General features: G+C 46.1%; 19 protein-coding genes. 8 read left to right on the top strand and 11 right to left on the bottom strand.

The window, feature by feature from the left end:
- Nucleotides 1–39: 39 nt before the first annotated feature.
- Both C3V36_06945 and C3V36_06940 read right to left on the bottom strand, forming a co-directional pair.
- Nucleotides 40–342: a hypothetical protein gene (locus C3V36_06945; protein AVM68999.1), complete on the bottom strand. Its 303-nt coding sequence runs from the start codon at nt 340–342 to the stop codon at nt 40–42.
- 110 nt (nt 343–452) lie between these two features.
- A complete protein-coding gene (locus C3V36_06940; GenBank protein ID AVM68998.1) occupies nt 453–1,391 on the bottom strand; it encodes a hypothetical protein in 939 nt (312 codons plus the stop codon).
- Between the two features lie 158 nt (nt 1,392–1,549).
- Here C3V36_06940 and C3V36_06935 point away from each other — a divergent pair, with 158 nt between their 5' ends.
- The gene (locus C3V36_06935; protein ID AVM68997.1) at nt 1,550–3,043 is read left to right on the top strand and encodes a hypothetical protein; all 1,494 of its coding nucleotides are present in this window, start codon (nt 1,550–1,552) and stop codon (nt 3,041–3,043) included.
- 327 nt (nt 3,044–3,370) lie between these two features.
- Here C3V36_06935 and C3V36_06930 read toward each other — a convergent pair whose 3' ends face one another.
- The 4 genes from C3V36_06930 to C3V36_06915 all read right to left on the bottom strand — a co-directional run bounded on the left by C3V36_06930 (nt 3,371) and on the right by C3V36_06915 (nt 9,065).
- Nucleotides 3,371–4,453: an oxidoreductase gene (locus C3V36_06930; GenBank protein AVM68996.1), complete on the bottom strand. Its 1,083-nt coding sequence runs from the start codon at nt 4,451–4,453 to the stop codon at nt 3,371–3,373.
- Between the two features lie 159 nt (nt 4,454–4,612).
- Nucleotides 4,613–7,234, bottom strand: a complete 2,622-nt coding sequence (gene acnA, locus C3V36_06925; protein ID AVM68995.1) for an aconitate hydratase AcnA — start codon at nt 7,232–7,234, stop codon at nt 4,613–4,615.
- A gap of 5 nt (nt 7,235–7,239) precedes the next feature.
- Nucleotides 7,240–8,610, bottom strand: coding sequence for a citrate synthase (locus C3V36_06920; GenBank protein ID AVM68994.1), 1,371 nt, complete (start codon nt 8,608–8,610; stop codon nt 7,240–7,242).
- A 44-nt stretch (nt 8,611–8,654) separates the two neighbouring features.
- On the bottom strand, nt 8,655–9,065 hold the full coding sequence (locus C3V36_06915) for a hypothetical protein (protein ID AVM68993.1): 411 nt from the start codon (nt 9,063–9,065) through the stop codon (nt 8,655–8,657).
- A gap of 555 nt (nt 9,066–9,620) precedes the next feature.
- Here C3V36_06915 and C3V36_06910 point away from each other — a divergent pair.
- The 7 genes from C3V36_06910 (at nt 9,621) to C3V36_06880 (ending at nt 18,842) form a co-directional block, all read left to right on the top strand.
- Entirely contained in the window at nt 9,621–10,406 is a 786-nt protein-coding gene (locus C3V36_06910) for a hypothetical protein (GenBank protein AVM68992.1), read from the top strand.
- A gap of 744 nt (nt 10,407–11,150) precedes the next feature.
- Nucleotides 11,151–12,008 (top strand): mechanosensitive ion channel protein MscS, encoded by an 858-nt coding sequence (locus tag C3V36_06905; protein AVM68991.1) that lies wholly within the window; start codon nt 11,151–11,153, stop codon nt 12,006–12,008.
- 444 nt (nt 12,009–12,452) lie between these two features.
- On the top strand, nt 12,453–13,370 hold the full coding sequence (locus tag C3V36_06900; protein AVM68990.1) for a peptide ABC transporter permease: 918 nt from the start codon (nt 12,453–12,455) through the stop codon (nt 13,368–13,370).
- Nucleotides 13,371–13,610: 240 nt separating this feature from the next.
- Nucleotides 13,611–14,777, top strand: a complete 1,167-nt coding sequence (locus C3V36_06895; protein ID AVM68989.1) for an ABC transporter permease — start codon at nt 13,611–13,613, stop codon at nt 14,775–14,777.
- A gap of 101 nt (nt 14,778–14,878) precedes the next feature.
- Nucleotides 14,879–15,889, top strand: coding sequence for a peptide ABC transporter ATP-binding protein (locus C3V36_06890; protein AVM68988.1), 1,011 nt, complete (start codon nt 14,879–14,881; stop codon nt 15,887–15,889).
- Nucleotides 15,890–15,910: 21 nt separating this feature from the next.
- Nucleotides 15,911–16,867 (top strand): peptide ABC transporter ATP-binding protein, encoded by a 957-nt coding sequence (locus C3V36_06885; GenBank protein AVM68987.1) that lies wholly within the window; start codon nt 15,911–15,913, stop codon nt 16,865–16,867.
- Between the two features lie 274 nt (nt 16,868–17,141).
- Nucleotides 17,142–18,842 (top strand): peptide ABC transporter substrate-binding protein, encoded by a 1,701-nt coding sequence (locus C3V36_06880; protein ID AVM68986.1) that lies wholly within the window; start codon nt 17,142–17,144, stop codon nt 18,840–18,842.
- Nucleotides 18,843–19,070: 228 nt separating this feature from the next.
- Here C3V36_06880 and C3V36_06875 read toward each other — a convergent pair whose 3' ends face one another.
- The 5 genes from C3V36_06875 to C3V36_06855 form a co-directional block, all read right to left on the bottom strand.
- Nucleotides 19,071–19,565 (bottom strand): metallophosphoesterase, encoded by a 495-nt coding sequence (locus C3V36_06875; protein AVM68985.1) that lies wholly within the window; start codon nt 19,563–19,565, stop codon nt 19,071–19,073.
- A 16-nt stretch (nt 19,566–19,581) separates the two neighbouring features.
- On the bottom strand, nt 19,582–20,124 hold the full coding sequence (locus tag C3V36_06870) for an inorganic pyrophosphatase (GenBank protein ID AVM70471.1): 543 nt from the start codon (nt 20,122–20,124) through the stop codon (nt 19,582–19,584).
- Between the two features lie 352 nt (nt 20,125–20,476).
- Nucleotides 20,477–21,160, bottom strand: a complete 684-nt coding sequence (locus tag C3V36_06865; GenBank protein ID AVM68984.1) for an MgtC/SapB transporter — start codon at nt 21,158–21,160, stop codon at nt 20,477–20,479.
- Between the two features lie 328 nt (nt 21,161–21,488).
- Nucleotides 21,489–22,322, bottom strand: a complete 834-nt coding sequence (locus C3V36_06860; GenBank protein ID AVM68983.1) for a glycerophosphodiester phosphodiesterase — start codon at nt 22,320–22,322, stop codon at nt 21,489–21,491.
- Nucleotides 22,319–24,073: an iron ABC transporter permease gene (locus tag C3V36_06855; protein AVM68982.1), complete on the bottom strand. Its 1,755-nt coding sequence runs from the start codon at nt 24,071–24,073 to the stop codon at nt 22,319–22,321. The genes C3V36_06860 and C3V36_06855 overlap by 4 nt, the downstream gene beginning before the upstream one ends.
- Between the last annotated feature and the right edge of the window lie 2 nt (nt 24,074–24,075).

The raw sequence follows: 24,075 nt of genomic DNA, 5'->3' as shown, positions 1-24,075 counted from the left end.
CTTTTTTAAAATTATTTCAAATTATTTCAAATTTTAACACTACCTTGTTCCATCAAGAGCAATCACTCTTTTCGGTTGCTTTCCATACTTCTTTTCTGCTTTGACATCATATTCATAAATTCCCTTTGCAATTCTAGCACAATACAATACGCCATATTGTGTAGTAGATGAAGGAAGTTTATAAAATTGTGTTATTATCCCTGAATGTCGCCAATTATTGTATCCATCTGCTTGGTAAAATTGAATTAAATCACCAAATTCATACGGAATTGAATTTATATCTGAATATGTTCTGTAGTTTAACTCGTGTCCATATGGACCAATATTGCTGTTTGAAACCAAAAAATCTCTTAATTTGGGGACACCAGACCATGAATAGGAACGGTCATTCAGAGATTTAAAATACCAACCGGTACTCGGATTCCCATTATAACAAATGTTCGCTCCTCCAGCTAATATCGCGTGTGAAGCGAAATTAGTACAATCATAATTTCCCGGAAAATTTGAGAAAAGTCATAGTATGGCGCTACGGAATCTCCCCAACCAGCTAATGGCTGATCTTTTGAACAATTTCTCCGCGCATAATCTTTAATAGCATATTTAGAAAGCGGTATTCTATTTATCTCCGTTATATCTGCATTTTCTTCTGGGGTAACATTCTCCGCTTCTTCTGTTTTCTGCTTAATATATTCCGACGTCGACCGGAAAATGTTATCATAGTTCTCTTTCAAATTGCTTTTCCTTAAAAACAACAGTTCACTATCCGCACGGTTCTCCTGATATAAATCATATAAAGAAAGCTCCTCCAAGCAGCCACGCAACTCGTAATCATCAGGAACAAAAAAGTCTATTATTTCCACTTTCCCCGTCAAAGAATCCTGACGAGTAACAAATTGCACAATCCGTCCCTCTTTGGACAAAACATCCGGCAAATCGGTATAGTTATATTCTGATGCTTTGGCCACTTCATAAAAACACAACTCACCTATTTCTTTTTTAGAAAGCAACCGAATAGAAAGGCGATAATTCATTTTTGCTGTTGAAGTATAGGTTGAAAACAAATCCTCCAGTGATTTTCTGTACCGGAATAAATCTTTTACCTCTTCTGCCAGCACGATTTCTTTATCCGATAAAACGGTTTCCAGTTCTATTGACTGTGAGTTAAAATCAACCGCATTATCGGCAAGTGCAATCAATTTTTGAAAAGTATCTGTCAAAAAATCTTCTAATAATAAATTCTCTGCTGCATTGGAAAACACCGAAAACCCAAACAAAAAAACAATGATTGTCAACAATCCCACTTTCTTCCTCATTTTCAATTTCTCCTTTAATATAAAAATAGACTCTCGGAATCTCTGAGCCGCATAAATTCTGGCTTTCAGATGTTCCATTTTTTAAATTCCCCCACGTTTTTTCATCGGTTTTTCAAAAAAACTCTTGACACGAGGCCAAAAATGTGCGGCGCGCCTTGCTGATATCGCCTCGCAGAGGAAGCGAGGCGCGCCCTTCAATTAAAAAGCAAATTCACTCTTGATTGGAGGTGCACATTTTGAAACCAATTAACACTGGCGGCCATGCCACCTATCAGAATCGCGTTCTGATTCAACTTCGTAAATATTATCCTGATGCCGATGTTGCTTTTGACTCCTCTACCTGGGACGTGCTCGAACAGTTCTGGGGGTTGGATCTCTCCTCGGTAGATCAAATCATGCTGGATCGTTACTCTGTCTTTGGTCCTAAGCCACGGCTTCCTTCTGATATGCTGCGTTCTTACCTGCTTTCCATGAAGTTTAAGGTCCCTTCCCTGACTTCCTGGGCTTCCTGCCTGAAGCAAAACCACCTGTATGCCATCCTTTCCGGATTTCCTGTCGGAGATACTCCCGGCACCGGTACCTTTTATGACTTTATGAAGCACTTATGGCTGTCGGAGAAAAACAACATTTCCAACCCTCTCCACCCACCAAAGGAAAAGCCGAAAAAGCCAAAGAAGAAGGGGGAGAAAGCGGCACCGGCAGAAAAAGTGACGGTATATGACCTTCTGGAACAGTTCGGTATTCAGCCTCCGCAGGATTTCGCCCCAGCTGCACGCCTGTTTGAAATCTTCCAATCTCAGTTCCTGAATCTCTCCGCCGAAAATGGGCGAATCGATTTTAACAATCTCGCCATTTCCGGTGACGGCACCCCCGTTTATACAGCCGCCAAAGAACGCAAAACACGTATCTGCAACTGCCTGAAAAAAGGCATCCGTGACTGTTCATGCAGCCGCATTTACCATCAACCGGATTGTAATATCGGATGGGATTCCCACAGAGATCGCTATTACTTCGGATATAGCCTTTACATGCTTACGGCCTCCGACTCCAAAAACGATCTCCCCCTTTTCCCTTTCCTGAGTCCTGCCTCACGGCATGACTCGCATGGCTTCCTGTATAACTGGTTTTCCATGAAACAGTATCTCCCGGACGTCCACGTCAACAAGCTCCTTCTGGATTCTGCCCATGATGCAATGGCATACTACGAGTACTGCCGCGAGCAGGGGATCCAACCTTTCATTGACCTCAATGGCAAAGGCGGACACCCTCCGGTTTACAAAGATGACTTCACGATAGATTCTGATGGCGTCCCTGTTTGCAAAGAAGGTTTCCGTATGCGCCGCGATGGCACGGAGAACGCAAAGGGCCGTATGAAATTCAAATGCCCCAAAATCAGCTTTGTCGGTGGAATCCCAGCCTGCACGTGTGAACATCCTTGCTCGGATGCGAAGTATGGCCGTACCGTCCACCTTGTTTTGAAAGATAACCCAAGGCTTTTTAACGATCCGCCGCGCAGCAGCAAAAAATGGAAAGCCGAATACAATGCAAGAACATCTTCCGAACGCTGTAATAAGAGGGAAAAGATAGACTACAAATTAGAAGACGGCAGACACCGCACTACTAAATTGTGGTACTGCCGCCTCTTCGCCATCATGATGTGTCAACATCTTGATGCATGGGACTTGCCAAAGTCATCCCACTTAAAAGATCTCTTTGCGCAAGCCGCTTAACTGAATAAGCACTACCAGTATACCCCATTTCTGACTCATGGTCTATTAAAATACGCCATTTTTTCAAATCTTATCCTTCGTCTGTACTGTTCTGGATAATATTTACTTTTCAGCCTTCCTCCGACCGAGAAATCTTGAGCGGCAGGCTCAAGATTCCGAGAGCCTATTAAAATATAATATAATCTTTGTTGACATCTATATTATATTCTTTTTTTAAGAAAAAACAAATAAAAAATGATAAATTCTTTTGCCGGTAAATTTTCAAAATAAACATTCCCGTTTTTTAGCTTAATTTTCTCTATTTTAAGTTTTTTTAATTTCTTTTTCTTATCCTTTCAGCGCCCCGAAGCCGCTGCGCAGCGCAGCCCTGCGGGTCAGCGGATGATACATTCCCCAAGCCTTAACATTTCTAAGCCAAATATTCCTTCTCAGCGGCCGGCAGGCGGCAGCGTATTGTCCGGCAAAGTTCTCTATACCGCGCGCTTTAATGGCTTCCGCCAAGCCCAAAGCCGAGCGAAAGGCATAGCTGAAACCCTCGGCCGAACTGGGGCTGATAAAGCCGGCCGCTTCCCCCAATAGGGCAATCTTGCGGTTTCCGGTCATCATCCGGTTATTAACCGGCCGCAGCAGCTCACAGCCCTCGCGGCGAAGCCTCTCTCCAAGCAACAGCCCTCTGGCCATTAGGCCTTCTTTCAGCCGTAAAAAGCAGTCGCTGGGACTCCCCAGCGTTTTATCCTGCCGAAACGCGCCGCCCAAAATCACGGCATTCCCTTTGGGAATCAGCCAAGAATAAAAATCCGTCACCTGCTCGTCAACAATCGCCGCATAATAATCAATCCCGCCCGTATTTTCATACCATTCCTGAATCGACACATAGCGCGGATCATCACAGTTTTTATAGAGCTTATGACGGAAAACGGAACTTGCCCCGTCCGCCGCCGCTACCATCCGGCTGCGGATTCTTTTCTCCTCACCGTTAGCCCGATTTTTTATAACCAGTTCAACTCCTTGCAGGCAGCGGTGAAAGTCCTTAACAGCATAGCCGCCTCTTTTTTCTACGGTATCCGGAACCAGGCTGACCAGCCATTGTTCAAACTTTCCCCGGTCCATATTGTAATAACGCTTCTGATAGCTGCGTTCCAGCGGATAATTTAAATCCATCACCCGCAGCACAAAGGTCTGCGGCTGAATCAGCACCTCCGTCGGCAAGTTTAAGTTCATCTCGGCCATTACCTTTTGGGCGCTTTCCGACAACAGTCCGCCGCAGCATTTCATCGGCCAGTCCGCCTCCGCCAGCGGCTTTTTATCCAGCAGCAGCACCCGGTAAGAATCCGGCAGCAGCCGGGCCAAGGTCGCTCCGGCCGGCCCCGCTCCAACAATGACAATATCATAATCCAAGTCTTTTTTCATATTTGCTCCGTTTCTACTGATTTTCCTATTGCTCTTTCATGCGATGTCAAACGAAAATGCGAAAGCAACTCCCGGCTTTCTATCCAGCCCCTTCCCTCATCGGGGAAACCCTTGCTCATACTTTACCCGCAGCTTACCAGTTCAAAGATTCCGTATGTGCTATGATAAGCCCAATAACACCGTATTTAAAATCCCGCCGTTTAAAAAGTATTCGATTTCGATTTCATTATCCAGCCGGCTTCTGACTGCAAAGCTTTTCCGGTTGCCCTCGCCCGCTGCCTCAACCTGCAAAAGTACATTCGGCTGCCAGCCGCCGGTCAGGCAAATGGTATATTCCTCTGTACCGCTAAGTCCAAGCCCTGCCGCCGATTCCCCTTCTAAAAACTCCAAAGGCAAAATGCCCATGCCCAGCAAATTACTGCGATGAATCCGTTCAAAGCTTTCGGCAATGACCGCCTTGACCCCCAGCAGCAACGGCCCCTTGGCCGCCCAGTCCCGGCTGCTGCCGGTACCGTACTCCTTGCCGGCCAGCATAATCAGCGGCGTTCCTTCTTTTTGATACTCCATCGCCGCGTCATAAATCGACAACAATCTCCCATCTTTCATGGTGTAGCCACCGATTTTGCCACCTGCCATTTGATTCCGCAGACGGATATTGGCAAAAGTTCCCCGCATCATCACTTCATGATTGCCGCGCCGTGAGCCGTAGGAGTTAAAATCAGCCGGCGCCGTGCCATGTTCGGTCAAATATCGGGCAGCCGGGCTATCCAGTGCAATACTGCCCGCCGGGGAAATATGATCCGTTGTTATCGAATCGCCCAAAACGCCCAACACTTTGGCTTTCTCCAAAAAGCAAAGTGCTTGTCCTGTCTGCGGCAGACGGTCAAAAAAGTCGGGCAGGCGGACATAGGTTGAATCCGGCTCCCAGGGATAAAGCGGCGTGTTTTTACCCGACAGCGCCTGCCATTTTTCGGTAAAGGCGCTGGCATTCTCACGGAAAAACTCCGGCAGCACTGCCGCCTTAACGGCTTCCTCAATCTCTTCCCGGCTGGGGCAAATATCTTTAAAGTAAACCGCTTTCTTTTCTGCGGTAAAGCCCAGCGGTTCGGTTGTTAAATCAATATCAATTCGGCCGGCCAGAGCAAAAGCCACCACTAAAAGCGGCGACGCCAGATAATTAGCCGGAATCAGCGAATGAATCCGCCCCTCAAAGTTTCGGTTGCCGCTTAAAATGCCAACCACCTGCAAGTCCCCGGCTTTGATCTGCCGACTGACTTCCTCGGATAAAGGCCCGCTGTTGCCGATACAAGTGGCACAGCCATAACCGGCCACAGCAAAGCCCAACTTCTCCAAATAGGGCAGCAGACCTGCCTTTTGCAGATAACGGGTCACAGCTAAAGAACCCGGCGCAAAACTGGTCTTAACATAACCAGGTACCCGTAAACCGGCCGCAACCGCTTTTTTAGCCAGAAGCCCCGCTCCCAAAATAACCTGCGGATTGGAGGTATTGGTGCAGCTGGTAATTGCCGCCAACACAATATCGCCGTTAGCCAAAGTAAATGTACCGCTTTTTTCTGTGGCCGCATCTGCCTGTCGCGGCTCTGTCCGCAGCGGATAACCGGCAGCAAAGCTGGCCTTCGTCTCCGCCAGCAGCACCAGATCCTGCGGCCGTTTCGGCCCGGCCAAAGCCGGCCGGACGGCACTTAAATCAACTGTCACTACCTGCGTATACTTCGGCTGACGACTGCCTTTTCCCCGGAACAGCTTATTCTTCCGGCAGTAATTTTCAACCAGCCGGATTTGCCCGGACGTGCGGCCGGTCAGGCGCAAATAATCCAATGTTTTTTCATCAACCGGAAAATAGCCCATAGTCGCACCGTATTCCGGCGACATATTGGCAACGGTTGCCCGGTCGGTTACGCCTAAACTCTCTGCGCCTTCCCCGAAATATTCAACGAACTTACCTACAACCTTAACTTTACGCAGCAAATGCGTCAAATATAAAACCAAATCGGTGGCCGTTACGTCGTCCGACAAACGCCCCGTCAGCTCAACTCCCACAACTTCGGGATTCAGCAAATAAATCGGCTGCCCCAGCATGGCCGCTTCCGCTTCAATACCGCCGACACCCCAGCCCAAGACGCCCAGACCATTAATCATGGTCGTATGGCTGTCCGTGCCGACAACCGTATCCGGGTAACACAGGCCGTCATCAGCCAGCACCACGCCGGCGATTTGCTCCAAGTTGACCTGATGGCAAATTCCCTGTCCCGGTGCATGTACTTTAAAATTGGGCAGGGCATTTTCCGCCCATTTCAAAAAACGATAGCGCTCGGCATTGCGCTCAAACTCCAATTCCACATTTTGAGCCAGCGCTTCGGGCGTGCCGGTATAATCCATGGAAACAGAATGATCAATGACCAAATCCACCGGAATCCGCGGATATATAGCGGCCGGGTCAAGCCCCATCGCCGCCGCTTTCTCGCGCATGGCCGCCAAATCAACCGCTGCCGGTACGCCGGTTAAATCCTGCAGCAAAATCCTCCCCGGCAAAAAAGGAACCTCTTTCGCCTCATAGCCCTTGCTCCAGCCGGAAAGCCGGCGCAAATATTCATCGGTGAAGTATTTCCCATCATAATGACGCAAATTATTTTCCAATAATAAGCGAATCGAAAACGGCAGTTCATCAATATCGACCTCATGTGCTGCGCACCAGCCGACAATATCAAAATAGTGCTGCCCGCCCTCTAATTCCGCTTGATATTTCTCCTTATCCAGCATTTTCCTTAACCTCTTTTCGATAGTTTCGTATACTCTTTGCGCTCGCCCACCATTTTGTAAGCCGGGCGAATGATTTTACTTTGATTGACTGACTCCTCCAGCCGGTGCGCACACCAGCCGGCAATCCGGGCCACTGCAAACAGCGGTGTCAGCAGTTCCTCAGGAATGCCCAGCATATCATAAATCAAGCCGCTGTAAAAATCAACATTAACCGCTACCGGCGTTTTTAAACCTTTTTGCTGCATGACCAGCCGCGGCGCCAGCCGTTCCACTGTCTGGTACAGCCGGAACTCTTCTTCCCGTCCTTTTTCCGCCGCCAAGTCCGCCGCATATTTTTTCAGTAATATTTCTCTGGGGTCGGATAAGGTATAAACCGCATGCCCGACCCCATAAATCAAACCCTGCCGATCAAAGGCTTTCTTATCCAAAACCGCCTGCAAATAAGCCTCCAGTTCCGCTTCGTCCGTCAAATCTTTAACATTTTGCTTTAAGTCCTTCATCATTTGTGGCGTCTTGCTGTTCGCGCCGCCGTGCTTTGTCCCTTTCAGCGCCCCTAAAGCCGCCGCTATAACCGAATAGGTATCGGTTCCGGCAGATGAAACAACATGGACGGTAAAGGTGGAGTTATTACCGCCGCCATGCTCGGCGTGCAGTACCAGCAAAATATCCAATAATCTCGCTTCCGTTGGAGTAAACTGATTATCCTTGCGCAGCATGTGCAAAAAGTTTTCGGCCGTTGAATAACCGGCCTCAGGCGCGTGAATGACTAAGCTCTTCCCTTTGTGATAATGCTCCGCCGCATAATAGCTGTACACCGCCAGCATCGGAAAAATTGCAATCAGTCGGATACACTGCTTCAGTACCTTTTCCGGTTCAGCACTTTCCGCATCCGGGTCAAGGCTGTGGAGTGATAAAACGCTTCTGGCAAAGCTGTTCATCAGCGAATGGCTGGGCATATTCAAAATAATGCCGCGAGTAAAATCCTCCGGGAACCTTTGCCGCCAGCCGCTTAATTCCTGCTGAAAAGCCTCTAATTCCGCCCGATTCGGCAAATTGCCCATTAGCAGCAAATAAACGATTTCCTCAAAGCCAAACCGCTCTTCCCGGACAAAGCCATCCACCAGCTGCCGGATATCGTAGCCCCGGTAAAAAAGCTCACCGTCAACCGGCACGATCTCGCCCTCATCCACATAATAGGAATGAATTCCGCCGATATTGGTCAGCCCCGCCAAAACTCCTTTGCCGTTGCTGTCCCGCAAGCCCCTTTTGACATCAAACTTAGGATAAAGCTCATTTGGAATCTTGGTGTTGGCTTCGGCCGCCGCCGCCCATTTTTCTATATTTTTTACTGTCTCTTTGCCGCTTTCCTTATCCATTTTCCGCTCCCTTCCTATACCGCCATATCTTTTTGCCGATGGTTTTAAACCCGCCATTCCCGCGAGCGGCGGCTGCCAATTTTTTTTAGGATTCTCTGTGCCTGCATCTTGGGCAGCAATCGCTTGATTGTTCCCACCGCAATTCCTGTTGCTTCACCAAGCTGTTTTTGCGTAATTTGAGGATTTTTTCTGATAGCTTCTATGATCTCGTGCTCTCTATCAGTAAACAAAGCAGATATATCAGCCGCACCTTTAGTCGCACTCGTCACGTTACCATCCGTTTTTATAAACTTCTTAGGATTAATCACATTGTTATTGTCTGCTTCGGCTGCTCTCCGATGCAAATTATATTTCATACTACAGATTATAAGCACGCCCCGGCCAAATGTCAAACCAAATCCACCGTTGGTTTTGTTTTTCTTCGCTCTCTTTGCAAAAAGAAAAATGTCATTCATGGCAACTTAGGGGATTATTCAATATTGAACTGATCTTGCTGTATAAAGCAAAATTTCAGTATTTTCGGATAATCTATTCATTCCTATTTACCTTGGTACGAAAACTGGGTTGCATAATATTAACTGAACAGGAGTGATATATAGACACACAAAAAAGGAGGAACGGCAAAAAACAGAAAACCGAATAAAAAAACGCTATAACTGGAATAAAGCAACCCTAACACACATTTTGAAAAGTCAGGAGTATTGTGACGATATAGTCATTCAAGACCAAAAAGCATTATAGAGATAAGCGAGATGTCAAAAAAGCAAGGAAACATTTCAAGATAAGCTCATAAAGGCAATACATTCTAAGGGCAAATAGTAGTGAGTGAGCAGAAAATCTGGAAGTAGACAAAACGCCTAAAAAATGCTATAATATTAGTTAATATTAATAAACAAATTCGAATTTTAGAGAAGTAAGAAATAGATTTAGGGCAATTGATAGAGTAAAATAAAAGTTATGGAACATGAGGAGAGATAAGCAACTTATATGAATGGAGATAATGATAAGGTATGAGTTTTGATTTATTTGTTTTTGAGAGAAGAAGTTGTATCAATACTTCTTTGGACATTTTTTCTTATCAGGAGAAGTTTACAGAGTATACAGAAGATAAAGACTATAACTCTTTGAATGGGTGTTCTGATATTATCTCCTCGTGGGCGAAAAAAATGTTCGAGAAATTTCCACCGATGAACGGAGAATATGCACCACCTGATGAAATTGCTTATGCATCAGAAGAATCGGAAAACCATCTAACAGACTATAGTCTTGGAAAACATGGGGTGTATTGTGCATTTTCCTATTCCGTTGCCGAGAAGGCTCTTGAATATATAAAAAGCATTGCCGACGAATACAAGGTAGGTTTTTATGACATACAAAGTAATGATGCGATTTTCGGCAAAGGAATTGAAATTTTGAAATATAGAACAGAGAGTCATGGTGATACGATATGCGACCTTGACAATATTGAGAGAGTGATTGATACTCTTGATAGCATAGAAAGAGGAACAACTAATAGAGAGAATGCATTTATTACAATTTGGTTTGAAACAGACGGTGTGGAGAGTACCTTTGTTCAAGCTACCCCGTCTTATAAGTCAAAAGGATTTTTTAAGAATATCCTTTACAAAAACAAATCAAATGATATATCCGGTTATTTTTTTGAGATTGAAAAAGATGGCGCTTTATATCAAACTCTCATAAAAGATAAGAATGAATTAAAAGAGATGGTAAGAGCATGGTGTATTGACAGAAAAGAGCCGAATATTAGTAAATATAAAAAGCTTCTGGATTTATAGGTAAAACTATTTTACGGCAAATAGCATATCGCCTTGTATTTTAATAGAGTAAATGTAGAACAGTAAATCAAAAAAGGGTTACTGTTTTTTATTGCTCAGATTTTAGAAGAAAGGAACAGATACGCAACAGCATCGGAAATCAAATGTTTATGCTGCTGTATTGGGCTCTTCTTTTAAATTGTGGTCTGCATGGAGCAGAAATAAAAAAGGCAAATAGTAAAGATGATAAGGATAATTAAAGCATAATTACTCTATGTGAAGATGAGATAAATCCGCAGGAATGTCCTCAGTATTTTGAAAAATGTGAGCGATTCAACCGTTCAACAGAAAAAAACGTCTATAAATCTCAAAAGGTACTTGACAAAATGCTCTCTGCTTGATCGCGGGAGTTTTAATCGTTTTTTTCTTTACTTTCCGGCGAAAAAGTTTTACACTGTAAGCAAATAATCATTACTCAACTTTCCCATGTTAGTTGGCAGGTCAGTCTTTTCGGAGCGGAAAGCGAAGCTTTCGAGCAGACAGGCCGCCCACTTCGATCAGGGGCAGATTGCCCCGGGTAGACGCCACAGCACTGCGATCAGAGAAAAGCTTGGTTTGAGTTTTTCCCCGCTTCACCGTCGGGCTTGGCGAATATGACGGTTTGGCCAGCGGATTTCGTTTCCGCAAAAAGGCAGAGCCTTTCCAGCTGCCTGCTCCGGTCGAACAAGTTTAGTTCATTGCAAACAGTTGTCACAGGAGGATTTTATGCCATCATTTTTTCTTACTTCTGCTTCTTTTTCCTGGAGCGGGCAGAAACAAGCAATTTTCGATTTTTTGGCCACATTGGGCGGGCGGATTTTGCTGGCCGGTTTGACCCTGGCGGTAGGACTATTTTTGATTGCCCGAGCCGGAAAGCTGATTCGGCCGGCCTTTCGGCGAGCCAAAATGGAACCGACAGCGGCCAGTTTTTTGGAATCCTTTATCGGCATTGCTTTAAAGGGATTTTTAGTTATCTCGGTTGTTTTGCAGCTGGGGGTTAAGGAAAGTTCAATCATTGCCCTGCTCGGCACAATCGGTCTGGCGATCGGCATGGCCCTGCAAGGCTCGCTCTCTAATTTTGCCGGCGGTGTTTTGATTCTGATTTTAAAGCCCTTTAAAGTCGGAGATTTCATCGAGGTGCAAAGCTTTTCCGGTAAAATCGAGAAAATTCAGGTCTTTCATTCCTACCTGCTCACCCCCGACAACAAAAGGGTTACCATCCCCAACGGCACACTGATCAACTCAATTGTGATCAATTATTCCGCTAAATCGACCCGGAGAGTCGATCTGACCTTTCAGGTCGGCTACGGCAGCGATATTGCCGAAGTAAAATCACTGCTGATGGATCTGCTGACTACTCATCCCAAGGTGCTAAACGACCCGGCTCCCTTTCTGCGCATGACGGCGCAGGCCGCCAGTTCTCTGAACTTTACCGCCCGGGTCTGGGTTAAAAGCGAGGATTACTGGGACGTGACCTATGATCTGCTGGAAAGCTCCAAGCAGCTGCTGGATCAGGCCGGAATTGAAATCCCGTACAATAAGCTGGACGTTAATATCAACACTCCGTTGCCCCCTATTCGCTAAGACCGTCTTTTAAAAAACTCAAGCGCTGCCCGACAAGCAGCGCTTTTCTTTTCGGCAAAAAGAACATATTTCTCTGCATAATCTCATCAAAAAAACTCGATTTTATTTCTTTGTCTTTTTTCAATCAATAATATAACCAGAATTTCTTATATTTTTTTAATGTTTTTATATCTCTTTCCCATATTTGCAAGAAACGAAAAATAAAATTGCAATCCTCTTTTTTATGTGGTATAATGTCTAAAATATTTTCTACATTCTATTTTTATACATAAATTTACCGACAAAAGCCGCGTGACAAACACATTCAGGGCAAGACGGTATAAACACAAAAGCCGCCGGTTCCGATAAATACGGCGGCTTTTGCCTATCATTCAGGCACGAAAGCTTGAAAAAAGCAAAGCCGACGGCAGTTTTCTCCTGCAAAAACGAAAGGAGCCATCTATTATGTTTCGTTATATTTTAAAAAGAATCGCCATGACTTTCCTCACGCTTTTTATAATTATATTGCTTACTTTTATTTTTATGCATGCAGTGCCCGGCGGTCCCTTTACCCGAGAAAAACAACTGCCTCCGAAAGTGCAGGAAGCCCTGAATCAAAAATATCATTTGGACGATCCGCTGCCGAAACAATTTTTTGACTATTTAAAAGGACTGGTTCGGCTGGATCTCGGCCCTTCCTTTAAATACCAGGGCAAAAACGTCAACGATTTTATCAGCGAGGGCTTTCCGGTTTCGGCCAAACTCGGGCTGATTACTTTGGTCTTTATCGTCCTGATTGCTTTGCCGCTGGGGATTCTGGCCGCGATCAAAAACGGCAGATGGCAGGATGCTTTTGTTATGACACTGGCCACTTTGGGCGTAACAATTCCTTCCTTTGTTATCGCCACTGCCTTGATTTACTTTTTTAGTTTTCGGCTGGAGCTTCTCCCCACTTTCGGTTTGGATTCATGGCAGGGCTATATCCTGCCGGTGATTGCCCTCGGCGGGTATTCCATTTCCTTTATTGCCCGGCTGATGCGCTCCAGTCTTTTGGAAGTGATGAAGCAGGACTATATCCGAACCGCCCGCATGAAAGGTCAAACCGAGTTTAAAGTCATCACTCATCATGCCCTGCGCAACGCGCTGATTCCGGTCATTACCATTTTAGGGCCGACAGTGGCGGGACTGCTGACCGGTTCGTTTGTAATTGAAAAAATATTTGCCATTCCCGGCATGGGTGTTTATTTTGTCGACAGCGTGGCCCAGCGCGATTATACCGCCATTATGGGCATGACCATTTTTTACGCCACTTTTTTAATCGTCATGATCTTTTTAGTGGATATGTTTTACATGCTGATTGACCCGCGCATTAAATATGAATAATTCAAACTCCGAATATTCATAAACATTTTTTACTGACCGCTCATAAAAAGCCGCCTCTTTTAACAGAATAAGGCTGGTGCATCGGCAGCAGACACACAAAGCGCTTTGATATAGAGCTTGCAGTTTGGCTGGCTATATGCCGGCACTAAATATCTGACAGCAGATAAGAGCGGAACACGATGAAAGCAGAGAATATACGCAAGCCTCACCGGATCAGTCCGGCGGCAGAAAGGATAAATCATGGATAAGAATTTAACAATTCCTGTTTCCGATTGGGAACCTTTGGGCGAAGAAGATGAGCTTCGCGAAAAAATATGGAGCAAGCAACGCACCTTTTTCGAGGACGTCTGGTTCCGCTTTTCTCATAAAAAATCCGCTTTTGTCGGCCTGCTCATTATTTTACTGCTGATGCTGTTCGCTTTTATCGGGCCGTACTTCACGCCCTACTCTTTCGACTCGCAAAAGCTGGACTTTACCAATATCCCACCGCTTTTGGAGGTGACCAATATTGACGGCGACCTGTTTTATATCACACCGAACCTAAAAGTCGTCAACGTCAGTCCCGGCGGCAAGCTCTTGTCGGCTTTGGACAAAAAACACGATAACCCGGCGGAGAAGATCACTTATTTTACTTTTAAGGGCAAAGAAATCGTTCTCAGCTACGCCAAAAAACCTGCAGCCTTATTAAATAAGGAAGGAAAACGTCTGGCCAAGGATAACCGGGTTTGGAACACCACTTTCCTGTTGGGGACGGACGGCCTGGGCCGGGATTTGCTGACCCGGCTGATGTACGGCACTAAGATTTCGCTGATTGTCGCTTTTATCGCAACCCTGGTTAATATGACCATCGGCATGATTTACGGCGGCATTTCCGCTTATGCCGGCGGCAACGTCGATGCCGTCATGATGCGGGTGGTTGATATCATCAGCACAGTACCGCTGACGCTGTATGTCATTTTGATTATGGTGGTTTTATCCGACGGCTTTTTAAGCATTATTATCGCCCTGTCCAGTGTCTACTGGGTGACAATGGCACGGGTGGTGCGCGGACAAATCTTTTCCCTGAAAGAAAATGAGTTTGTTTACGCCGCTAAAACCATCGGTTCAAGCCAATCCACGATTTTATTCCGGCATCTTTTGCCCAACGCAATGGGGCCGATTTTAGTTACCGCCACCATGATGATTCCGTCCGCTATTTTTATGGAGGCTTTCCTGGGCTTTATCGGCATCGGTATTGCCGCTCCGATGGCCAGCCTCGGAACCATGTGCAACGACTCGATTCAAATGCTGCGTACCAACCCCTATCAGCTGCTTATGCCTTCGCTGATGATTTGCCTGATCATGTTCGCTTTTAACTATGTCGGCGATGGTTTGCGGGACGCACTTGACCCGAAGTTGAAAAAATAGTTGCTGTTCAAGAACCCCTCATAAGTGTTGCCGTTCAGACAAACTGCTGGTGTGAGGGCGTTCAGCAAGTTGACTGAACTATAACCACGAAAGGATACGATATGACACAGGCTTTATTACAAATAGAAAATTTGAAAACTTCTTTTTATACCCAAAACGGAGAAGTTCAGGCGCTGCGCGGGATGAACCTGTCGCTTGAGGCCGGCGAAGCACTGGGTGTGGTCGGCGAATCCGGGAGCGGCAAAAGCGTGATGAGTATGTCAGTTCTGCAGCTTTTGGCGGAAAACGCCAAAATTAAAGAAGGAACTGTCACCTTTAACGGCAAAGTCATTTCGGCCATGTCCAAAAATGAAATCCGGGTCATTCGCGGCAAGGAGATTTCCATGATTTTCCAGGACCCGATGTCTTCCTTAAACCCGCTGATTTCAGTAGGCGAACAGGTGGCTGAAATGATTCGGATCCATTATCCGAAGGTCGGCAAGGAAGAAATGAAAACGCGGGTGTTGGAGCTTTTCCGGCTGGTCAAGATTCCCGAACCGGAAAAGCGCTACAAAAGCCTGCCCCATGAGTTTTCCGGCGGTATGCGGCAGCGGGTTATGATTGCACTGGCACTGGCCTGCAAACCCGATGTTTTGATTGCCGATGAACCGACCACCGCGCTGGACGTGACGATTCAGGCCCAGATTTTAAAACTTTTAGCCTCACTGCAAAAAGAACTAGGCATGAGCATATTATTTATTACCCATGACTTAGGCGTGGTCATGCAGTTGTGCAGCCGGGCGATTGTTATGTACGGCGGCATGAAAATGGAAGAAGGGCTGATGGAGGATTTATTTTTAAACTCCAAGCACCCCTATACCATGGGGCTGCTTCAGTCCATCCCCAAAATCGGACAGGATAAATCCATACCCCTGCAGCCCATCCTCGGTTCGCCGCCGGATATGCTTAACCCCCCGGCCGGCTGTCCCTTTGCACCGCGCTGCCGTTATGCCCGCAAGATTTGCGCTAAAAAAATGGCGCCCTATACCCAAATCAGCGAGCATCACTATTCCGGCTGCTGGCTGATTTCCGAAAACGCGCCGGCCGAGCAGAATCCCTTTGCGCAGAAATAAACGAAAGTGGAGGAAAAAGATATGAAACTGCTGGAAATTAAAAACTTAGTCAAGCATTTTCCGGTAAAAAATTATAAAGACCAAGTTGTCCATGCCGTTGATGACGTCAGCTTCCACATCAACGAAGGAGAAACTCTGGGGCTGGTCGGTGAGTCCGGCTGCGGCAAATCCACCTGCGCCCGGACCATTATTCGGATTTATGACCCAAGCAGCGGCCAAATCATTTTTGACGGTCAGGACATTGCCGGACTTTCGCAAAAGCAGCTGAAACCTGTCCGTAAAAATATACAGATGATCTTTCAGGATCCGTATACTTCCTTAAACGGCCGGATGACCGTGCGCGATATCATCGCCGAGCCGCTGGAAGCGCATCAAATCGGGAGCAGCAAAGCAGAACGTAACGACATGGTCAATGAAATTTTAAAGCAGGTCGGCTTAAACGCCGAGCACAGCACCCGCTATGCCCATGAGTTTTCGGGCGGACAGCGGCAGCGGATCGGCATTGCCCGGGCGTTGATTTTGCGGCCGAAACTGGTTATCTGCGACGAGCCGATCTCGGCGCTGGATGTTTCGATTCAGGCGCAAATCATCAATCTGCTGACCGATTTCCAGCAAAAGGAAAAGCTGACGTATTTATTTATCGCCCACGATTTATCGGTAGTGGAATATATTTCCGACTATGTCGGCGTGATGTATTTGGGCAAGCTGGTTGAACTGAGCGAGTCCAAGGAACTGTATAAGAATCCTTTGCATCCCTATACCAAAGGACTTCTGGCCAGTATTCCCAGCCTTGACGTCCGGGCTGCCAAGCTGACCAGTCAGGCAGAAATGAGCGGCGATATCCCCAGTCCCATTTCTTTGCCGCCGGGCTGCCGCTTTTATAGCCGCTGCCCCTACGCCAAAAAGATTTGCCAGGAAATGGATCCGGTGATGAAAGAAGCCGCTCCCGGCCATCAGGTCGCCTGCCATTTGTACTAAAAGCTTTGCGCTGTTTTCGCTGCCGGAAGACCGGAACTCTTTCCGGCTCTGTGAAAAAGCGTTAGCTCCAACTTTCTGCTATTAGCTAAAACAAGTTGACTGTGTGCGTGCCAACATCAGCCGTCAAAAAGCCTGCACCCGCAAAAGCAAAGCTTTTAACGGAAGATTGCAAAAACAGCAAACCGTTTTGGGCAGCCACAGCCGGACAAAATCGGTTAATAGAGAAAGTGGAAAGATAGAGTAACCGCAAAATAAAAGAAAGAGAGGTAATTTTATGAAACGATTTTTAACGATGGGTTTAAGCCTGCTTCTGGTTTTGTCCCTGCTGTCCGGCTGCGGCGGCAATCAGGCCAGCAAAACCGAAGAAGACACCAACACTCCAACCAAAGAAACCTCAAAAGACAACACCAAAGAAACTTCGACCACTCCGACCGATACTGGTAGTACCGTCGAGCAAAAGATTGTTTTTGCCCTGCATGACGTACCGGACGGACTGGATCCGATCGTTACCAACAACTCTTTTGCCATGCCGTTTTTAGATAACTGCTTTGAAGGCCTAGTTACATCCAACGCCAACAATGAACTGGTTCCGGCTCTGGCAGAAAGCTGGACCGTTTCCGAGGATGGCAAAACCTATACCTTTACTTTAAGAGATGGCTTAAAATGGAGCGACGGATCGCCCCTGACTTCGGCGGATTTTATGTACAGCTTTGAGCGGACGCTGAAACCGGAAACAGCCTCGCAAAACGTTAACATGATTACCAATTATGTCCTGAACGCGCAGGCCTGCTATGAGGGCACCGTTCCTTTTGATCAGGTCGGTTTTAAAGCACCGGACGAAAAGACTCTGGTGATCGAACTGACTAGCCCGACCTCTTTCTTCATTGACCTGGTGTCGCTCCATGTTTACGATCCGCTAAATAAGGCGACCATAGAAGCCAACGGCGACAAATGGACCTTATCGGCCGATACCTATGTCGTCAACGGCCCGTTTAAGATTACCAAGCTGAACTTAAACGAAGCTACGGTTTTAACCAAGAATGAAAATTACTGGGATGCCGCCAATGTTACTTTGGAAGAAGTTACTTTCCGTATGATCAAGGATCAAGCCACCGCCCTTATTGCTTTTGACAGCAATGAAATCGACGGTATGCGGTCGGTACCGATGGCCGACTTTGCCCGCCTCAAAGCCGAGAGCAATGATTTGCATATTATGCCGACCTATGCTACTTCCTATTATTTGATCAATACCCAGAAACCACCGTATGACAATGTTCTGGTCAGAAAAGCGCTGAACCTGGCAGTTGACCGCAAGTCTCTGATTGAAAACGTTCTGCAAAGCTCGGATTTGCCGGCGCATGCTTTACTTGGCCCCGGCTATGTGGTCAACGGTAAGGATTATATTGAGGGGCGCTCGGATTATGGCATCAGCGATACCGCCAATGTAGAAGAAGCCAGAAAAGCTTTGGCCGAAGCCGGCTATCCGGACGGCAAAGGCTTCCCGACTTTGCAGCTGTCTTATTACACCAGCCCGCAGGTCAAGCTGATCGCTGAAGCGCTGGCGCAAATGTTTAAAGAAAACCTGAATATTAATGTCGAAATCAGCAACTCTGAGTGGGCGGTTTACTACGATGACGTTCAGGCAATGAAATACGAGGTTGCCGCTATGGGCGCGGGCGCTGATTTTATGCATCCGATGACCTTCCTGCCGTCATTTATGAGCAACGATTATCTTAACAACACCGGTTACGCTAATCCGGTCTATGATGCCAAGGTCAATGAGATCAAGAGCGAACTGGATCCGGAAAAAGCCCTGACCCTGATTCGGGAAGCCGAGGACATTATGATGGCCGATTATCCGTTCCTGCCGATGTACCATCGTTCCAGCAGCCTGATGATGAAAGACTATGTCAAAGGCTGGAGTTTATCACCGCTCAGTCAGCTTTCCTTTAAGTATGCGAAAGTGGTGAAATAAAAAGTAAATAAACATTAGGATTATTAGGCAATAAAAAACGTGGCTGCCTAGGCAAGCCGCTCGGATTTATACTTCCGGGCGGCTCTTTTTGTATACACGTTTCCTCATCGTTTGATTTGCTTTTTCATCGGCAAAAAACAATCCGGCTGCCCTAAGGATTTCCCTTACAGCAGCCAGATATCAAAAAACTTCTATCTTATTGTCAGTCTTAAACCGTTTTACAGCCATTTAAAAAAACCAGCGCAGTCCCTTCGGCACCGGTACGGTAATTCTTTGCAGCTTTCCGTCGGTCAGATCTAAAACTGCATAGCTCGGGCTCCCGCCGCCACGGGGCAGGGTAGGTGAACCGGGATTAATCAACCGGACACCGGCAATTTCCTCATCCTTAAAAATATGAGTATGGCCATAGAGTGCCAGTTTGGCCTCTTTCTGCAAGGCCGTCTCCGCTAACTGCTCCCGGCCGTAATGCACGCCGTAGCGATGTCCATGGGTCATAAAAATCGGTATGTGTTCTAAAATCAAAAACAACGCTTCTTTCTCCTGTGTGCCGTAGTCATTATTGCCGGCCACCACAAAAACAGGCAGTCCGGTTTCCCGCTTCAGCCGGTAAGCATCCGTCACACCATCGCCCATATGCAGGATATAATCCGCCTGCTGCTGCTTTATACTGTCGGCTAAGCCGTCGCAATAACCATGCGTATCACTGATCAGCACTATTTTCATGATCGCCCTCTTTTCGCTATCCCAGCTTGCCTTCCGAGCGGAGCTGCCAATACTCCGCCAAAGCCTGGCGAATAATCTCTTTGGCCGCGTCTTTCCCTTCGACGCTGCCAATCGCCGTGGCCTTGCCTTCCAAGGTTTTATACACTTCAAAGAAATGCAGGAGTTCCTTCATAATATGAGCCGGCAGATCTTCAATCTTCTGAAAACTGCTGTACGTCGGGTCAGTAAAGGGAATGGCAATGATTTTTTCATCCCGGTAGCCTTCGTCCTCCATGATCACCACCCCAATCGGATAGCACTCGACCATTGACATCGGCACAAAATTGACCGAGGCCAGTACCAGCACATCCAGCGGGTCTTTGTCATTGGCATAGGTCAGCGGCAAAAAGCCGTAATTGGCCGGATAGTGAGTGGCTGTATACAGCACCCGGTCCATCCGCAAAAGACCGGTCGCTTTGTCCATTTCATACTTCACCTTGCTGCCGCCGCTGATTTCAACCACGGCAATAAACTTGTCCGGCGTGACCCGCTCCGGTTTGATATCATGCCAAATATTCATAAATTTTCCTCCCTTAAAAACTGTTTCCTCCGCTGTCCCCACACAGCGAAGCACCTTCTGTTTTTTTATTATAGCAAATTTAATTTTAAAATTCAAACTCAACTTTATCCTAAGGAAATACTTCTTTTTTCTGCTCCGGCCGCAGTCGTCATAGTTTTTTACGCAAAAACGCCAAAGCTCTTTAAACTTTGACGTTTTTAGTGCCGACTGCCGGCATAATTTTTTTATTTTTCAGACTTGCTTTTAAGCACTAAAACTCATAATGAATCTGCTCCCGAAACTGCTCGAACAGTTCCTGATTTTTTTCGGCGCCGCCGTCTAAGTTTAAACAATTTAATTGACCGGGGGCTTTTTATTCAATCTCCTCAATAAACGATACGCCTTCTATATTTTCCCATTCCTGAATTGCTTCCGCATGAGATTTTTTAATACCGGAGCGGAGCAGCAATATAACACTGGCTACCTCTTTATTGATTTTATTTCTTTTGATCTGCATATCCCGGATATCATATTTATTCGCCCGGGCAAATTCAATCAGCTGGCTGATTTGCCGCTCCGAATCAAACTCAATGTATAGTTTCAGAAATCTGGAGTTCATAGCTAAATAATTATCAACATATTGAAAACCGGAATTTATCAGCAGCACCATTACCACGCCGATCAATGCCAGCTCATAAAAGCCAATGCCGATTGACAGCCCCAAACAAGCCGCCGTCCACAGGCTGGCAGCGGTGGTAATCCCACTGATCTGATTTTTGGAATTGGTAATGATTGTTCCCGCCCCCAAAAAGCCAATACCGCTGACCACCTGCGCTCCCATCCGGACGGGATCGGATACCTGAAAAACTTTAAATACATAAAAATTAGCCGCCGCGACTGACATCGAACCAAAGCATACCAGCATAAAGGTTCGAAACCCGGCCGGCCGCCTTTTTCTCCCCCGCTCCAGGCCCAATACTCCGCCCACAACTAAAGCCAGAACCGTTTTTACAATTAACGCCTCTAAGCCGATACCTCTTAAATGCTCATAAAACATATTGCTTCTCCTTTTTTATATGCTCAGCTTTGCTTGCGCGAGTACCGTCTTGCACCAAGCGCGCAAAACGTTTCATGTTTCCGCAAGGCTGTGCGGCCCGCACGGCACCCGTTGTCATCTGAAGGCATCGTTATTTACCCGATGTTCTTGTTTCCCTCCGAAAGACACAGGGCTTCCGATTAAAAACCGCCTTTTTAAAAAACCGCGCCTCCATAGGGAAACGCGGCGAACAAAATTTATTTGTTTTTCGGGGATTAGGGCAATGGCTGTGTCATAAAACGCCAAGCTGCCGGCAGCCAAAAAGCAAAACCTTTTTTAGTCCAAGCCTTTACTGTTTTCTGTACTGTTTCGCTTTTAAATATTCTAAGCAATGCTTACTCCAGTCAGTCTGAATAATATCAAATCCCATTTCCGCCAGCTTGCCCCATCCCAAATCAGGATTCTCAGTCAATGATAGATCATCGCTGTATCCGGCTGCCAGAGGGACTTTGCTGGAATAAACCAAACTGTTGCCCCATAAGAACTTGCTTTTTTTATGCATTTTTTCAATATACTCCGGGCGGGCAATCGGGGCATCCACTGTTTTGAATACTAACTCGGCGCCGATAAATTTAATATTCATTTTCTCAATTTTTTCGGTAGCCGGATCTTCTTCCATATAAACCGGCATATAGTCCACATCCGATGCGAAGGCTTCTATCTTCCGCAAAGACTCATCAGAAGGATCGCTTTTTAACAGAATTTGTTCGACCATACCATGCCGCCTGACTTCTTTCATCACATCCTCAACAAAGCCAATGCACCGGTCAAGGTTTAAAATACATTTCCCCTTGTACCTTTCCAGTATTTCGGCAAAGGTATTAACCGGCAAAAAAGTTTCGATCAGGTCAACATTACACAGCCTCATTTTTTCAATTTCCGCCGCCGAATGCTCACCAAATCGGATGTGCCGATCCAAATGTGCCGGTTCCATCCCGGTATGAAAGATAAAAAGCTTACCGTCCGAGCTTTTAGCCAAATCCATTTCTAAAATATCCGCCCCGTCCCTGAGTGCGATATCAAAGGACGCAATGGTATTAGCCGGAATATTTCCACCTGATGTCCCCCGATGCGCCGCCACCAAAATCCCTTTTTCTTTGATTAAATCCACTGCTCTGCTCATATTTTCACTCTTCCTTTTCTGATTTTTGCAAATAAACTCCTTATTGTTTTAATTCCGTCATATCTGGCCATCCACAGCGTAAATACAGAGATAATCATTAAAACAACCGTATATACAAAGGCCATTGACTGCGAATCCACCGTTGCCATTTCATCGCTCGCCATTTTAATCACAATTCCCAGCGGTTGGTACGAAGGATGATAAAGAAATACAGACAAATCATATTCCGACAGCAGGGAATTAAAGTTTAACACAATGACCGATAAGACAACCGGCATCAAAATCGGCAGAATGACTTTGCGCATGGTGTAAAAGGGCTTGGCACCCATGACCTGAGCCGCCTCTTCCATATTTTTATCAAAGCCGATAAATCCCGCCCGAATCATCCGATAGGAAAATGGAATTTTGATAATAATATAGGCTAACAGCATAATAATCGGCGTTGCCACCAAGACTTTATTACCCAAAAGTATTCGCGGCTCATCATAAGTCATCATCAAACCCAACGCAATCATCGTCGATGGCAGCAGCCAAGGAATCAATACTGCCGGTTCAAACAGCTTATCCGTTTTTCGACGCGGACTGGTCACGATCCGGCCAACGGTGATACATAGCACCGCTACTGCTAGCGAAGCGATCAGAGCGTAACCGATACTGACCAGATATGGCTTATAAGCCGCAGCAGACCGGAACAATTTGGCATAATTGGCCAATGTAAAAGAATCAGGCCGAATAATGCCGGTTTGCACCGTCAGACCGTCAGTAAAAGAAAATACCAATACATTGACAATCGGCAGCATATAAATGACCAGCATTAAATATGCAACAATGTGTGCCACTACATTTAAGACCGGATTTTCAATCTTTTGTTTAACCATTCTGGCTTTGGTTTTAGAAACTGACACAAAATTACCTTTTTTTTCAATTTTTTGCATGAAAAACAGCAAAATCGAAGTCGACAGTCCCAAAATAATCGCCAGCAGCGCCGCAATATCTCTGGAGCCGGTCATACCGGCAAAGGTTTTAATCATTGGATTGATAGTTTGGAAATCCTTGCCGCCGACAATTAACGGTCCGGACATCGTGCTTAACGCCGCGATAAAGGTTAAAATCGTAATCGCAAAAATTGTCGGCTTCATGGTCGGCAGCACGATTTTAAACAAGATATGCTTCTGCGACGCACCCATATTTTTGGCAGCTTCAATCGTGTGGTAATCCAGATTGCGGATGGCCGTGGTTAAAAACATCATATGATTGGAGGTGGCTGAAAAGGTCATAATAAACAACACCGCTCCAAAGCCGACGAACCACTTGGGATCCATGCCGGGAAAAAAGCGAAGCAGTACATTAGTAACTACGCCGGTCTCGCCGTAAACAAACTTATAGCCGGTGACCAGCACTACGCCGCCGTAAATCAAGGTTGACATGAAACCTAAGCTTAGCAATCTCGCACCTTTGATATCAAAATATTCTGTAAACAGGACAATCAAAATACCGGAAATATTAACCGTGACAATCGAAAATACCGCCAGTAAAAAGCTGTTCTGCAAGCTGCCGATGGCTCGGCCCGACTTCATAATCTTGGTAATCGCCTGCAGGGAAAACTGCCCATCCCGGGTGAAAACCCGCATCAGCAAATTCACATTGGGAAAAATTAAAAAGGTGACTATGAACCAAATTAACGCAATTTTAATCAGCAGCAACGAAATCCGGATATCGCGTCTGCGCAAGGCATCTTTTATTTTATTCATTT

It is taken from the genome of Lachnospiraceae bacterium oral taxon 500 (assembly GCA_002999035.1).
Lineage (GTDB): Bacteria > Bacillota > Clostridia > Lachnospirales > Vallitaleaceae > W11650.
This window is presented reverse-complemented; position numbering and strand designations above follow the sequence as displayed.

Bases quoted from the DNA above. Each gene is read 5' to 3' on its own strand.
- C3V36_06940 (AVM68998.1), bottom strand. From the start codon at position 1,391: ATGGAACATCTGAAAGCCAGAATTTATGCGGCTCAGAGATTCCGAGAG.
- C3V36_06930 (AVM68996.1), bottom strand. From the start codon at position 4,453: ATGAAAAAAGACTTGGATTATGATATTGTCATTGTTGGAGCGGGGCCG.
- acnA (AVM68995.1), bottom strand. From the start codon at position 7,234: ATGCTGGATAAGGAGAAATATCAAGCGGAATTAGAGGGCGGGCAGCAC.
- C3V36_06920 (AVM68994.1), bottom strand. From the start codon at position 8,610: ATGGATAAGGAAAGCGGCAAAGAGACAGTAAAAAATATAGAAAAATGG.
- C3V36_06915 (AVM68993.1), bottom strand. From the start codon at position 9,065: ATGAATGACATTTTTCTTTTTGCAAAGAGAGCGAAGAAAAACAAAACC.
- C3V36_06910 (AVM68992.1), top strand. From the start codon at position 9,621: ATGAGTTTTGATTTATTTGTTTTTGAGAGAAGAAGTTGTATCAATACT.
- C3V36_06905 (AVM68991.1), top strand. From the start codon at position 11,151: ATGCCATCATTTTTTCTTACTTCTGCTTCTTTTTCCTGGAGCGGGCAG.
- C3V36_06900 (AVM68990.1), top strand. From the start codon at position 12,453: ATGTTTCGTTATATTTTAAAAAGAATCGCCATGACTTTCCTCACGCTT.
- C3V36_06895 (AVM68989.1), top strand. From the start codon at position 13,611: ATGGATAAGAATTTAACAATTCCTGTTTCCGATTGGGAACCTTTGGGC.
- C3V36_06890 (AVM68988.1), top strand. From the start codon at position 14,879: ATGACACAGGCTTTATTACAAATAGAAAATTTGAAAACTTCTTTTTAT.
- C3V36_06885 (AVM68987.1), top strand. From the start codon at position 15,911: ATGAAACTGCTGGAAATTAAAAACTTAGTCAAGCATTTTCCGGTAAAA.
- C3V36_06880 (AVM68986.1), top strand. From the start codon at position 17,142: ATGAAACGATTTTTAACGATGGGTTTAAGCCTGCTTCTGGTTTTGTCC.
- C3V36_06875 (AVM68985.1), bottom strand. From the start codon at position 19,565: ATGAAAATAGTGCTGATCAGTGATACGCATGGTTATTGCGACGGCTTA.
- C3V36_06870 (AVM70471.1), bottom strand. From the start codon at position 20,124: ATGAATATTTGGCATGATATCAAACCGGAGCGGGTCACGCCGGACAAG.
- C3V36_06865 (AVM68984.1), bottom strand. From the start codon at position 21,160: ATGTTTTATGAGCATTTAAGAGGTATCGGCTTAGAGGCGTTAATTGTA.
- C3V36_06860 (AVM68983.1), bottom strand. From the start codon at position 22,322: ATGAGCAGAGCAGTGGATTTAATCAAAGAAAAAGGGATTTTGGTGGCG.
- C3V36_06855 (AVM68982.1), bottom strand. From the start codon at position 24,073: ATGAATAAAATAAAAGATGCCTTGCGCAGACGCGATATCCGGATTTCG.